The 13,667-nt window shown below is 49.2% G+C and carries 10 protein-coding genes and 1 pseudogene; 6 read left to right on the top strand and 5 right to left on the bottom strand.

The features are described 5' to 3' along the window. Positions 1–573: 573 nt before the first annotated feature. The 3 genes and pseudogenes from BN2591_RS24620 to BN2591_RS03515 form a co-directional block, all read left to right on the top strand. Positions 574–729: pseudogene (locus BN2591_RS24620) on the top strand (transposase); the annotation flags it as partial. A 90-nt stretch (positions 730–819) separates the two neighbouring features. Continuing rightward, a complete protein-coding gene (locus BN2591_RS03520) occupies positions 820–4,947 on the top strand; it encodes an NACHT domain-containing protein (RefSeq protein WP_086869063.1) in 4,128 nt (1,375 codons plus the stop codon). Positions 4,948–5,082: 135 nt separating this feature from the next. Next, positions 5,083–6,225, top strand: a complete 1,143-nt coding sequence (locus BN2591_RS03515) for an AlbA family DNA-binding domain-containing protein (RefSeq protein ID WP_001459743.1) — start codon at positions 5,083–5,085, stop codon at positions 6,223–6,225. Positions 6,226–6,508: 283 nt separating this feature from the next. Here the strand turns inward: BN2591_RS03515 and BN2591_RS03505 are convergent, their stop codons facing one another. Together BN2591_RS03505 and BN2591_RS03500 are read right to left on the bottom strand one after the other, a co-directional pair. Continuing rightward, on the bottom strand, positions 6,509–7,432 hold the full coding sequence (locus BN2591_RS03505) for a YecA family protein (protein WP_244172972.1): 924 nt from the start codon (positions 7,430–7,432) through the stop codon (positions 6,509–6,511). A gap of 306 nt (positions 7,433–7,738) precedes the next feature. Further along, a complete protein-coding gene (locus BN2591_RS03500) occupies positions 7,739–8,122 on the bottom strand; it encodes a nuclear transport factor 2 family protein (protein ID WP_086869059.1) in 384 nt (127 codons plus the stop codon). Between the two features lie 150 nt (positions 8,123–8,272). Between BN2591_RS03500 and ssp4 the strand changes: the two genes are divergently transcribed. After that, complete coding sequence (gene ssp4, locus BN2591_RS03495) at positions 8,273–9,238, top strand: Ssp4 family T6SS effector (protein ID WP_086869057.1); 966 nt, start codon at positions 8,273–8,275, stop codon at positions 9,236–9,238. A gap of 141 nt (positions 9,239–9,379) precedes the next feature. After that, complete coding sequence (locus tag BN2591_RS03490; protein ID WP_244172971.1) at positions 9,380–9,850, top strand: hypothetical protein; 471 nt, start codon at positions 9,380–9,382, stop codon at positions 9,848–9,850. 24 nt (positions 9,851–9,874) lie between these two features. Here BN2591_RS03490 and BN2591_RS03485 read toward each other — a convergent pair whose 3' ends face one another. Beyond that, a complete protein-coding gene (locus tag BN2591_RS03485) occupies positions 9,875–10,798 on the bottom strand; it encodes a LysR family transcriptional regulator (protein WP_086869055.1) in 924 nt (307 codons plus the stop codon). A 130-nt stretch (positions 10,799–10,928) separates the two neighbouring features. On the opposite strand from BN2591_RS03485, the gene BN2591_RS03480 reads away from it, so the two are divergent. Further along, complete coding sequence (locus BN2591_RS03480; protein WP_086869053.1) at positions 10,929–12,338, top strand: MFS transporter; 1,410 nt, start codon at positions 10,929–10,931, stop codon at positions 12,336–12,338. On the opposite strand, the gene BN2591_RS03475 is transcribed toward BN2591_RS03480, so the two are convergent. Together BN2591_RS03475 and BN2591_RS03470 are read right to left on the bottom strand one after the other, a co-directional pair. Beyond that, the gene (locus tag BN2591_RS03475; protein ID WP_086869051.1) at positions 12,335–12,940 is read right to left on the bottom strand and encodes a class I SAM-dependent DNA methyltransferase; all 606 of its coding nucleotides are present in this window, start codon (positions 12,938–12,940) and stop codon (positions 12,335–12,337) included. The genes BN2591_RS03480 and BN2591_RS03475 overlap by 4 nt on opposite strands. 69 nt (positions 12,941–13,009) lie before the next feature. Beyond that, entirely contained in the window at positions 13,010–13,561 is a 552-nt protein-coding gene (locus BN2591_RS03470; RefSeq protein WP_086869049.1) for an NUDIX domain-containing protein, read from the bottom strand. Positions 13,562–13,667 lie beyond the last annotated feature (106 nt).

The raw sequence follows: 13,667 nt of genomic DNA, 5'->3' as shown, positions 1-13,667 counted from the left end.
TTCTAACATTTGTAAACTTCACCTTTCATGGGTGGATAAAAGTAAATTAATTCTTCAGAAATACTATTATGTAGGGTCGCTACAGTCCTTGTCCTCACGATATGGCCTCCGAACGGTTTCAAGTGAGTTGGTACGTTACGCTACGACTTAACTTCAGGCTAGTGAAGGTCGCAGGTACCTGAGAAGCCTTTACTTAACTGTCCGGTGACGCCCGCGGCATGCAGAGCACGACGCACTTGCTTGGAACATAATCATCAACTCGATAATGAATCTGCCCATAGCCCATATTCAACCACTTAGTTAGTTATCAGGTCAAACGCTGGCACCTTAATTACAGCACTGATGGTTAGGCGTTATTCTATACCTGTTAAATGTCAAAATATTGATAAATGATTTATAGATAATAGTAAGTTAGCCATATTTTTCATTGACCTAAATCGCCACGGGTGTAACAGACACCTCAGAGTCATTTATGGACTGACCCCGCCCCGGTAGACGATCCTGCCCTATAGTTTGGAGTGACCCCGAGCCCGTAGACAAATCTGCCCTATAGTTTGAGCATAGGACGAGTCTATGGGCACACCACGTTTTACCCCTGAATTTAAGGAAGAGGCTGTCCGCCAGATAACCGAGCGCGGTTATTCTGTTGCCTAAGTATCAGACCGTCTGGGCGTTTCTGCGCACAGCCTCTACAAGTGGCTACGGGCTATCAAGCCTGATAACAGCGAACATCTTACCTCGCCTCAATACCAATACATTTTTAATGGGTATAATATGTGACTGCTTTTGCCGCATTATTGACAGGAACAAGGACTGGTGATGAATATTGATTTCAGTTTAATTCGCAGCGCCCCCAAAAGCCGTAACGATAGCTTTGAAGCACTCGCCGTACAGTTATTTAGGAAAACCTGTCGAGTACCGACAAATTCAACATTTATTAGTCTGCGTGGAGATGGTGGAGACGGTGGCGTTGAGGCATATTTCCGCTCACCGGACGGTGCCGTATTCGGTGTTCAGGCAAAATACTTTTTCCAGCTTGCTTCCGCAGAGCTTACACAGATTGATAGTTCCCTTAAAGCCGCGCTAAGCAACCATCCCACACTAACCGAATACTGGATTTATATACCGTTTGACCTGACCGGGCGTGTTGCTGCGGGAAAGCGAGGAAAAAGCCAGGCGGAACGCTTTGAAGAATGGAAAAGTAAAGTCGAATCGGAAGCGTCAGCGAAAGGGAAGTCACTTTCTATTGTCCTTTGTACCGCGGCTGTTATCTGCAATCAATTACTTGAGATAGACCCTTACGGAGGGATGCGCAGGTATTGGTTTGATGACACGTTGCTGACAGCAGCTCAAATTCAACAATGTCTGGATGACGCCATTGCTTTTGCAGGGCCAAGATATACTTCAATGCTGGATGTTGTGACGAATGCTCATGTTGGTCTGGATTTTTTTGGTGGGACCGGTGACTTTCGCGAGTGGTATGAAACATCATTAACACCAATCGTTCGAGAGTTCCATTCACTGAATGGATACGGACGCAAATCGCTGGATATACTCGGCGAAACCTGTGCTACATCTGCGACGGCATTGATTGAAGAAATAATCGCCTACTGTGAGAGCATGAGAGATAACGATGTCACGGCCACATCGGTTACAGATCTTTGCGTTGCTCTGTCATCCCTATTGACACTTATCGCTGATGCCCGCCATGCTCAAGAAGATAAATTTTATAAAAAGCATGGCAAGCATAGTGATACAGAATCGTTCCGACAGTTCCACGCAGAGTATATGTGTGCATTTCCTGCCGGAGATATGGATGCGGCGAGAAAATGGGAAGAGCAGGCGCAGCAACTGCAAAATTTGTTGACTTCTCAGGTCATTGGTGCTGCAACAGCACATTCCTTACTGCTGGTTGGCCCAGCGGGTATCGGCAAAACCCACGCAATTGTCAGCGCTGCATTGCGTCGACTGGAACATGGTGGTTTTTCCTTGGTCGTCTTTGGAGACGACTTTGGCAAAGCAGAGCCTTGGGAAGTGCTGCGCAGTAAAATAGGGCTGGGTGCCGCCATCGATCGTTCGACATTATTTGAATGCATACAGGCCTGCGCCGAACATACTGGCTTACCTTTTGTCATTTATATCGATGCCTTGAACGAAAGCCCGCGAGAAGTGCGCTGGAAGGACAAGCTTCCCGAATTGCTCGCTCAATGCAAGTCTTATCCAGACATCAAAATCTGCGTTTCAACCCGAGATACCTATCGCAATCTTGTGGTCGATTCACGCTTTCCAGGGTTTGCTTTCGAACATATCGGTTTTTCAGGACATCAATTCGAAGCGGTACAAGCTTTCGCAGCCTACTATGGGCTGGATGCAGAGATTACACCACTTTTTTCACCCGAACTCAGTAATCCTTTATTTTTACACTTGGCCTGTAAAACGCTAAAGGGCGAAGGCCGTGACAATCTGGATATTTCTTTGCCGGGTTTTACCTCTCTGTTTCAAGGACATCTCAAACATTGCGATGTTTTAATTCGAGAACACCTCCACTACGCAAACCCTCGCAATCTGGTAAGGGCTGCAATGATGGCACTCGCGAATACCCTGACACATGAGTTGCCGCAGAACCGAACCTGGGAAACCTGTTGCGAAGCACTGAGCAAAATAGTGGGAACTGAGACCACACCTGAATCCTTTTTAAATGCATTGGCACATGAAGGCCTCATTATTCTTTCTGTTGTAGATGAGGATACCTTCCTGATCCGTCTGGGTTATCAACGCTACGGTGACATACTCCGTGCTATCAGCCTTGTGGAAGCTCTTGATTCGGATACAGCAAAACTCGCGGAGAAAATTGCAGCGTTAACAGAAGAAGATGCTGGATTGCTGGAAGCTCTTGCCGCCGTGCTGCCAGAGAAAACTGCTCTTGAAATTACTGCTGAAGAAGTAGGATTACCATCCGAAAAAGCCCATAAGCTGTTCATCCAGTCATTGGTTTGGCGCTCCCGACAAAGTGTAGTGGAAGAAATTGATGAACACATCCATGCAGCACTGCATACACCTGGATTATGGGAGTCGGTTTATGAAGCGCTGTTTTCACTTAGTCTGGTTCCTGACCATCGTCTAAACGCAACTAACTGGCTGGGGCCATTTTTACGGCAGTCATCCTTAGCTGAACGTGACACCTACTTGTCATTAGCTGCGCTGGGATCATTTGATAACAAGACTGCTGTCTATTCACTCATCCATGCAGCACTATTTGCTGACATAACCCATTGGCCTGCTGAAAGCCGGAGGCTGGCCAGTCTAACACTTGCCTGGCTCACTTCGTGTGCTGACCGCCGAATCAGGGATTTATCCTCAAAAGGGCTAAGCAGAATCCTGGCAAACTACCCGGAGAACTGCCAAACAGTAATCAGTGAATTTGCATATTGTGATGATGATTACGTATTAGAGCGTATTAGCCTTGCTATCTACAGTGCATGCTTATTGTCACACCAACGCAGAAATGCGTTTATGCCAGCGCTCCCTGGTCTATTAAGCATTGCGTCAGATAGCAAGAATATTCTGCTCCGGGATACGGTTCAGCTATTAGTAAACTTGTTGAAAACAGGAGAATTTCCCACAGCCGTAACAAGCCAATTACAGCATTACCAGACAAACGTATCATTACCATCACGATGGCCTGTAATGGCGGATGTCAAACCCCTCCTAGATCTGGAACATTTACCATCAAACATGGTGCTCTGGGGAGAGTCCATGGCCCCGGATTTCTGGCGTTATCAGGTGGAATCGAAGATTTCCGGCTTTGACTTGGAGAGCGCCAATATCAGCCATGAAAACATTGCCTGTTGGTTAATGCGAGAAGCACTTAATTTAGGATATCCCGGTTATAACCACTGCGCGCTCAATTATGATCGCCATATCGGGAGTCAGTATGGCTCGGGACGGGGTAGAAAAGGGTATGCTGACCGACTCGGTAAAAAATATTACTGGATCGCCTTACATCGACTACTGGGCATTCTGGCCAGTAATGTTCCCGCACTGGAAGACCCATATTCCGACTACGAACCTACAAGTGATCATCTATGGTCAGTCGACGTCCGTAAAGTCGACCTGACCGATGTACGCGACATCACCGCAGAAAGTGTCTATCCAGTACTGATGGAAGAAACAAATTATGCATTCCCTGACCGCAATTCAGATATCAAAGGTTGGGTTCGGACCGATGATTTGTCACCTTATGAAGCTTGTCTGATTCGAACTGACAAGGAAGGGGAACAGTGGGTAGCGCTTTCACACAGCTATTGGGACGAGGATAAAGCGCCGAATGAAAATAGCTGGAATTCACCTTACCTGGCAGTTCGTGCTTATTATTCAAGCGCACTCATAAATGAAAGCATCCAGAACTTTAAACAGAAAAGTGCGCGCGATATTTTCCAATATAATCAGGGAAATAGCTGTTATTGCGGTTATCTTGCTGAATATCCTGACAGCCCAGTGTACAAACAACTTCTTAATAATGAGGAAGATAGTGAAGCATTTAATTTTACAGAAGTCAGTTTACTACGCGGAAGCGAATGGGAATATGACTACTCATATACCACGCCCGAGCGCCAGGATAGCCTCATTGCGCCATGCCAGGGAATCATTCAAAAACTCGAACTTTTATGGGATTGTCAAAGCGGTTGGGTTGATCGTTCTGGCAAACTTATCGCCTTCCATCATAAAGGTGTAAGACAAAGCGGACTTTTCATTCATCGTTCGGCGTTGAACGCCTACCTGTCCATAACAGGTGAAGAACTTATATATCGCCGTTTTGCTAACAGGGGATATTTTGATTTAGCTGGCCGTAACGGCTCGCAAATAGACCTGAAAACTTGGATCCAGTACCGGGCAGACAAGGCGCCAGTAGTTTTACGAGAAGAGGAACTGCCGTTTAACTGCTGACAACGATACTTATTAAGTAATCAACTGGCTCTTCTGGCATCGAATGCCAGAAGAGCCATTTCACACTACCAATTTAAGTAGACTGAAGGAATACTTGGTACAAGCAAACGCACGCCATATCGGATAGAGGGGACTATGAACGAAACCATCGAAAAACTGATTGCCAGTGGAAAGGAAGGGCCATGGTGGGACTTTAAACAAACCTACCACCAAAACAATGCAGCCCTTGTTCACGATATCCTCTGCATGGCAAACGTCCTGCATGACGGTGACCGGTATCTGATTTTTGGCGTGAATGATGAAGGGGTGATTACCGGCGTGCCGGAAGATGGTAAGCAACTTAACCAGGCAAATTTAATCGATCTGTTAAGAAAAGTCAGTTTTGCAGAGCACCATTGTCCGGATATTCAGCTGCACCACATCACACTCCAGCATAAGGTGCTGGCTATTCTACAAATTCGTAACGTCAGAATGAAACCCTACTATCTGACCCAGGACTATATAAAAGAGGGAAAAACTGTCAGAGCCGGTGTCGTTTACACCCGGCAACAAGATGCCAATACGCCCGTAACTAGCTGTGCCAGCCCTGGAGATGTCATGGCAATGTGGAGAGAGCGCTTTAACCTGGACCTGGCACCCGCTGACCGCATAGTCAGACTGCTTCTGGATTACGACAATTGGGAATATGACGGTATCAGCGAGGCCTATTATCGGTTGGACCCGGATTATGCCATTCATATTGGCTACACAGAAAAAGATATAGGAGGACAACACTGGTGGTCAACGATTAGCATTGAGCAACCTTGTCACTATGAATACATCCTCAAATACCGTGGGCTTGTACTTGAACGAGTGCCAATCGTACATTACAGAAATGAGGGTTTACAGTTTCCCTTTCCAGAGATGGATACGCTGGCTTATCCAGGAAAAAGGGATGGATTCGTAACTGATTATTATGCAGACGTTTTTTACTTCGTAAAAAACACCTTACCCTACAATCTGTTGAGTCATATCAGAGAATTACACTCACTGCCTGGCCGTAATTCAGGCATAACCATGCCGTTAACCACCCAGACCAAACCGCCGATTATCGAGCTGCCATTCATGGTGTTTGAGAACGCAGGGGAAAAAGAAGAAAAGCTAAAGTTTATTCAAAGTCAGCTTGCTGATTTTTGTCCGGATGGTATGCCTGATACAGCATCGATGAAAACTGACCCAGAACTAAGAATGGAAGTAGAGAGACAATTTTCCTGGTGGGTTTTTAACCATATGCGTTGAGCCGAAGCCAGTAACCCTGCCTGGGAGTTGTTCATTTTTGACGTTGCAACTAAAGGTCAGCGCTACGATAGCGTGTTTTAGTGCGCACTCGCGTATTTTCTCCCTCTTGGGTGAATTTGGCCTACTTTCGCAGGCCATATACTGCCCCACGCACGACGATGTGCTTTAAGAGAGTCAACGGCAATACCAATAAAAAGCGCTCGGTTGCACGATGTGGACAGCATCCTGATATGGCTCCCGTGAACTTAGCCCCCGGCCGCGTCCAACATAGCGAAGCCAGCACTCAGGCTCCATGACATTTTTTATACTTTACTCCCGACCCGCAGGGACAAGGTTCATTTCTGCCTACCGCCCCGAACAATCGCGTTACTTCGGATTTAGCCGCCTTGTAAGCAAGCTGCGCGATGTAGTTCGACTGATTTTCAACCTCTAGTCGCTGCTCACCTGTTAACCCTTCAAAAAAGGGGGCTAGCCGACACATCTCCGCTTCTGCCTGCTCATGTTCGCCTGCAAGTGCCAGTATAACGGCGTACTGGCTTCGGACCTGAACCAGTCGCTGTACTAGACCGGCTTCATTGACGACTGGCAGGACGTATTGCTCCATCACCTCTCTGGCACCGACATAGTCCTTTATTGCGACAAACTCATCAGCTAGATCCTGTCCTACCCGGACCAGAGATTCGGGGGCTGCGGTCATGTTATAAAATTTCATCGCGTGAATGCGCAGAAACGGTGACACCTTTCCCTGCGCATCATTAATTCTGGCGAGCAACTCTAGGGCATCGGCCAGATGTTTGATGTGCTCGTGAACATTTTCAGGCTGGTTGATGATTGCCCACAGCACATCCGAGTTTTTACCCATGACATCCTGTGGGGTAATATCAAATAACGCGTAGTAGCGATTCACTACGCTCAGACACAGTGTTTCTGCTTGTTTGTATCTTTTCAGTCTCCAGAGCGCGATAGCATGGTTATAGTCAAAAATACGCGCATGCTCCTCATCCGGAAGGCTGGGGCGGGCATCTTCAGCCAGCGTTTGCACTTCACTAAGGTCTCCCTTTTCGGATAAGAAAAGCATCCGTTTCATGGTGTAGGCCGTGCGTTCCCGGTAACCAAACTCATGTTCTGTAAGCAAAGCTCCCATCGCTTCCAGCCATTGTGCAATTTGCTCAGAAACACCGTCTTTAAGCTCGGAAAAAGGATCCATCGCCTTTTACGGCCTGAGATAACCAACTGCTTTAGTGAATACACAATATTTACCTCAAAATTATCATGGATATGAAGAGAATGTACTCTGTACCTAATGCAAGAAACGAGAGGGAGATCAGAAATCCTAACGTATTGATTTATCAGTTAGTGGGAGTGTCATATGAACTTATTTACCACAGTAGGTGATTTAACATAATATACATTATGCGCACCAACATGATATTGGATAGAATCCAGCGATTTGACATCATGATTGCCGTGGTCATTTATCTCCGCTGCCTTAATGCTCACAGCCGTTACACCATCATTCCGCCATGGGGGTTCCCTGATGAAAACGCATCCGCCATCGACCTGGCGTTGTTCTTGACGCCTCCCACAATGATGACCGCAATGTTTGCTTTATCATCTGGCCGTGTTCGTCGAGGATAAAACTTCGATATGTCAGCAGCGCATAACCGTTGTTGTGCATCGACAATGCAAAATCATCTGACGCGATCGTTTCAGTGGGCTCATTTGCCAGCGCAGTAATGACTTGTTCTCTGCTGTATCGTCTGCCGGATCGCCCAATCTCAAAAAAATCATGATGTAAAAGTCTCTCGACAATTTCGGGCTGGCAGCGAATTTCAGGATGATGAAGCTGCTGTTCATATGTCACCAACATCGCCAGTAACTCATCTTCTTTGTTCATTGTCTTCCTTCCGGCTTGTTTGCATCACACATTTTTAAATGCATCACTATGCACAAATTTTATTCAGATTATTCTTAATTGCTTACAAAGTTGAGCCCTTTACTCTTAAGATATCAACGACATAAGAACATTCGTACATGGAAAGATTGAATGACATTCCCTGGACAGCTCTCAAACGACCTCCCCGATTACGGTTTAGCTCGCAGTCTTGGCCTTGCCTCCGGAAGTGATATTGACTTCACAGCACTCGCTAATCAACTGGACTGTAGCCGAAGTTTCAGCCAGGTTGGGATAATTTATTCAGACGGTTCGCGCCAGTGGTTAGTCAGACCCTCCAGGCGGATTGCGACACCGAACGAAAGTTCGGTAAGCCATGTCGTGGTGACAAAAGTCAACGCGTCGTCCAATAATCCGGTTCAGGCAACAACTAATACGATCCAGTCTCCCTCGTTAGCCACTGAAATTGGTTCGACGGCAATTTCTTGCGGCGCAGCGATCCTTACCGTTGTGCTGGCTGCTGGCGCGGGTATGGCAATTCCCCTTACCGCCGGTTCCTCCATGGCTGTTGCCGCGGTGATTATTGCCGGCGGTGTTGCGACTGGGCTACAGTGCGCTAATGGACTTGGGCGGCTCTCTTTAATCGCAATGAATCATGATGATTATGTCGGCTGGCTGGATTCCCAGGAGTGGTACACGGCAACCAACACTGCATTGGATATCATTTCACTTGCCGGGGCTGCTGCAGGCTTAAAAAGCGCGGTATTAACCTACCGGCTACTAAATCGTTCAACATCAGAGAGCCTTCTTTCTTTGCTGCAGAAAATGAGCCGCGCTGACCGGACTCGATTGACGGAGGAAATTATTCGTATCCGAAACCCCGGTATTTCTAATTCGGGTATTAAAGCGGCAATGAAAGCAGGCGTTTATCCTAAGCGTTATCCTTCTGAGGCATTGCAATTAGTTTTGCAACGCGAGTTGATGAATGCCGTTACAAACTCTTCTGCATTTATCGGCAGTGCGATTTCTGGCACCATTCGAAACCCACAGAATATAACGCAATCCGGTAAATATATTTGTGGTTTAATTCAGTCTTTTTCATTTACAGGAAGTAATTGACCCGGCAATGATGAAATATATAACAAGAAGTCTCGCGCTCAGTCGCGTTATCGCAAAAAAATAGCCACTAATGATCCACAACAGCTTGAGTTGATTAAGGATCGGCTAAAAAGCCGCTTCGGCGTACCTGTCGGAATGCATATGACCGGTATTCCTTTAGGTATCAGTATGATACTCGCTATTTTCTGCTACGCCATGCCGCAAGTTTCTCTGTGGATGATTATTTTTAACTGGTTATCCATACCTGAATATAAAGTGCTTATCGGCGTTTTCTTTGCGGCGGCTGTTTATTGTGTGCTGATTATGGCCACCATGTTACTTACCGCACGTGGCTCACTTGCGGGATTTAAAGCGCACTTGCTTATCATTGGACTGACGGGCGCAGGAGCTATTTTGTATTTTGTCTCCTCTTTTTTCTCACTATTATTTGGCGCGGCGGATAATTACACGCCGCAGATAACATCAGTCCTCGGGTTAATCTTCTTTTTACTGAATGTTAAATGGATAAATTCCTCGTTGTTTTATCGGTCAATTGCGCTGTCCTTACATAACCGAGTCTGGCGAAAACAGTTAAAAATAGAGGCGCGGCAAGCGCAAATGCTCAAACGCTAAGAATATCTTCCTGGGGAAAGGCTTTCACTTCCCCTTCTCATCCGGCACTAAACGCCGACACACTCCCAGCATAAACTGACGCAGCCAGCGATGCGCGGGATCGACTTCTGAACGCGGATGCCAAAGTTGAGAAACGGTAATGGTGCGCGTTTTTACCGGCAATTCGAACATTGCCACTCCCTGCCTGGCCGCAGGATTAAGAAGAAAAGAAGCCGGGATAAGCGCGATAAGATCGGACGCCCGCGCCACGGCTAACGCCGCAGGGAAACCTGGCACCACGGCGGCAATTTTCCTGCTCACGCCCTGCTCTGTCAGCCCTTCATCAACCGGACCACTTGTTAACCCACGACGCGACGCCACGACATGCTTCCAGGCGACATACTCATTGACCGTCACTTCATTACGTTGCGCCAGCGGATGCGTATCTCTGACGACGCCCACAAAGCGGTCTCTGAACAACGCCTGTACGCGGATTTCTGGTCCCATCTCGCTCAGCACGCCAATTTCCAGATCAACTCGTCCTTCCCGCAAGGCACTGGCGCTTTTCTCCGGCTTTGGCATAAACCGTAGCATCACGCCTGGCGCGACAGCCGCCATTTCTGCAATCAGCATTGGGCCGAATCCTTCAACAAAACCATCGTTGGCACGCAGGGTAAATATCTGCTCCAGCGAGGCAATATTGAGCTCGGGCTGCGCGGGTCGCAGCAACGCCCGCGCCTCGAAAACGGCGTTCTGCGTGCGTGCCAAAAGCGTTTCTGCATAAGGCGTCAGCACCATATTTCGCCCGGCGCGCACTAATAGCGGGTCGCCGGTGGTTTCCCGCAAACGACTAAGTGTTCGACTCATCGCCGAGGCGCTCAGACCAAGCCGCCGCGCTGCCGCTGCCACACTGCGTTCGGCGATCAGCACATCCAGAGCAATTAACAAATTCAGATCGGGTTCACTCATCGGTTGGCATCCGTAACATAAGGATCAGATATGGCGTTTGCTGCAACGTATTAATGCAAATGCTGCGCCTTCCGCCATATATCCCGCGAAATTATAGTTACCGCAAGCACAAAATCAGCAGAGGTTGTTTATGACACTTTTTTTGGACAAACCCGGTGATGAAGGATTGCCTGGGCGCGAGCGGCTGTTGGCTATGGTTGCGGTGATGACAACCAGCACAATGGCGGTGTTTGATGGCTCGATGGTGAATATCGCCTTGCCGCAAATTGCGCAGGCATTAGATGTCACCGCCGCACAAGCGGTTTGGGTGGCAAATGGATATCTGCTCTCCGCCGCCATGACGCTGGCAATCTTCGCCGCGTTAGCAGCGCATGTTGGTTTTCGCCGGTTATTCGCTGCCGGGCTGGGTCTCTTTACGCTGACGTCACTGGGCTGTGCGCTGGCGCAATCGCTGGAGACGCTGGTTGCGATGCGTATCCTGCAGGGAATTGGCGGGGCGGCAACACTCAGCATTGCCCCGGCGATTTTGCGTTCTGTCTTTCCGAATCGGTTACTGGGGCGCATCCTTGGAATGAACGCGCTGTTAATCGCCTCCAGTACCGCTATCGCACCGCTACTGGGCGGAACGCTGCTGGCAACGCTAAGCTGGCAATGGTTATTCGCCATTAACCTTCCGCTGGGTATCCTTGCCCTGCTCTTCACTTTACGGGTGATCCCTGCTGCAACCACTGCGCTGCGCGGGCCATTTGATACGCCGGGGGCGCTGCTTTCGGCGCTCATGCTGGGCGCGATGGTAATGGCATCAAGCGCCATTTCCCGTTCCGGATCAGGGCTAACCGCGCTGAGTTATGGTCTTGTTGGGCTTGCTGCCGGGGTATTGTTTGTTTTTCGCCAGCGCCAGGCATTGCAGCCACTGATGCCGCTGACGCTTTTTGCCTCGCCGCGCTTTTCGCTGGCGGCACTGACATCGCTGGCCTCGTTTATCAGCCAGGGGATGACATTTGTCGCGCTGCCGTTTCTGTTTCAGAGCGTATATGGTTACAGCGCGCTGACGTCGGCGCTGCTGTTTACCGCCTGGCCTGTTGGTATCATGCTGGTTGCGCCCCATGCCGGGCGGCTTGCTGACCGCTACGCACCGTCGTTGATTGCCACTATCGGTTTGTCTCTTTTCGCCGTGGGATTAATGTTGCTGGCGCGATTACCGCATGATCCGCCGGTGTGGGATATAAGCCTGCGCAGCCTGATCTGCGGTATTGGCTTCGGTTGTTTCCAGAGCCCGAACAACAAAGAGATGATGGCGAATGCTTCAAGGGAGCACAGTGGTTACGCGTCCGGCGTGCTGGCTATTATGCGCACGTTCGGCCAGTGTCTTGGCGCCGCGCTGCTTGGCGGGATACTTTCGCTCTATGCCCCTTCCGGCAATGTAGAGCAGGAGGCTTATGCTGTCCGGCTTGGTTTAGGGCTGGCCGCTGGAGCGACGCTGCTCGCGATCCTCTTTAGCCTGAGCCGCATCCGGCAAATATCTTCACCGCCGCTTTAGCGAACGCGTTGCGCTAGCCATACGGTATGCCCGGCACAGTGTGGGTCTTCCTGAACCATATCGATAACCGTGAAACCGTGAGTTGCTAATAACGCGCGATACTCGTCGGGGGCGAGGCTGGCATGAAACAACGGTTCACCGGCGAACTGCCCCATCGCGATCCCGTGATCGGTTCCGCTGGTGAACATTAACGCGCTACCCGCATGGCTATGTTCGGCAAAGCGATAGAACATACTGCGTTGATCCTCATGCGTCAGGTGAAAAAAGCTGTCCCAGGCAAGAAGCCCATCGAAGGTTTCGCCGAGCGACAGCTTGCGCATATCCTGCTGGATCCAGCGCTGAGCGGGAAACTGCTGGCGCGCGCGATCCAGCATTGCGCTTGCACCATCAACACCGGTGAGTTGAAACCCCTGACGGATAAACCAGCCCGCAATCGGCTGCCCGTTTCCGCACCCGACATCAACAATGTTGCCGGCATCAGGAAGCAGGCTGGCGAATTTTTCCAGCCAGCGTTGTTCAACGAGCGTCTGCGAGCGCTGCTCAGCAAAGGTTTGAGCGTGGCGTTGATAGATCGCAAGAATATGTTGTGCGGCGTTGTTCATGTTTATCTCGCGTTAATCCAGAGATTCGGCGCATATGGCTCTGATGAGAGGCAAAATAAAATACCAGTGCTATTCCAGCATATCCAGCATACCTTTGAGCTTTGCCAGCAAATAGGCGGTGACTGAGGTCGCATCGCTGATCTTTCCTTCACATATCAACGTTTCGAATTCGCGCAGGGTAATTTTGCGCGTCGTCAGACCAAACTCTTCAGGGTCGAGTTCCTGTTGCTGATGTACCAACTCTTCAGCGAGGAAGATATGGTAACCCTGGCTGGAGTAGCCTTGTGCCAGTTTTTGATACCCCACATGGCGTATTTTGCCCGCCACCAGCCCGGTTTCCTCACGCAGTTCACCGGCCGCCACACGCAGTGGATCCGCCTGCGGCGCGCATTCCCATGCCCCTTGCGGCAACTCAATGGTGTGCTTACCCAGCGGATAGCGAAACTGCTCGACGACATACAGGCTGTCGCCTTCCCGGGCGATAACCACGACAAAATCGGCTTTCTCGACAACGGAGTAAATACCTTCGTTACCATCTGCCCGCAGGATTTTGTCTTCACGCAGACGCATCCACTTATTGCGGTACACTTCGGTTGTGGCAAGCGTTTTAATCGCTGACATCACAGCTCTCCCGGTTTGGCCTCAGGCGTGAAGCGTAACATGTGAAGCGATTAAAGGGGTGAATCTATTTGGCGCGGGAATAGGTTTCAGAGGAATCGGCGTGAGA

Origin of the sequence: Kosakonia pseudosacchari (assembly GCF_900184035.1) — a bacterium.
GTDB classification, from domain to species: domain Bacteria; phylum Pseudomonadota; class Gammaproteobacteria; order Enterobacterales; family Enterobacteriaceae; genus Kosakonia; species Kosakonia pseudosacchari.
The sequence above is the reverse complement of the archived record's forward strand: the minus strand, read 5'-3'. Positions and strand labels throughout refer to the sequence as shown.

Coding starts and splice junctions, on each gene's coding strand:
- BN2591_RS03520 (WP_086869063.1), top strand. CDS start 820: ATGAATATTGATTTCAGTTTAATTCGCAGCGCCCCCAAAAGCCGTAAC.
- BN2591_RS03475 (WP_086869051.1), bottom strand. CDS start 12,940: ATGAACAACGCCGCACAACATATTCTTGCGATCTATCAACGCCACGCT.
- ssp4 (WP_086869057.1), top strand. CDS start 8,273: ATGACATTCCCTGGACAGCTCTCAAACGACCTCCCCGATTACGGTTTA.
- BN2591_RS03515 (WP_001459743.1), top strand. CDS start 5,083: ATGAACGAAACCATCGAAAAACTGATTGCCAGTGGAAAGGAAGGGCCA.
- BN2591_RS03470 (WP_086869049.1), bottom strand. CDS start 13,561: ATGTCAGCGATTAAAACGCTTGCCACAACCGAAGTGTACCGCAATAAG.
- BN2591_RS03500 (WP_086869059.1), bottom strand. CDS start 8,122: ATGAACAAAGAAGATGAGTTACTGGCGATGTTGGTGACATATGAACAG.
- BN2591_RS03505 (WP_244172972.1), bottom strand. CDS start 7,432: ATGGATCCTTTTTCCGAGCTTAAAGACGGTGTTTCTGAGCAAATTGCA.
- BN2591_RS03490 (WP_244172971.1), top strand. CDS start 9,380: ATGACCGGTATTCCTTTAGGTATCAGTATGATACTCGCTATTTTCTGC.
- BN2591_RS03480 (WP_086869053.1), top strand. CDS start 10,929: ATGACACTTTTTTTGGACAAACCCGGTGATGAAGGATTGCCTGGGCGC.
- BN2591_RS03485 (WP_086869055.1), bottom strand. CDS start 10,798: ATGAGTGAACCCGATCTGAATTTGTTAATTGCTCTGGATGTGCTGATC.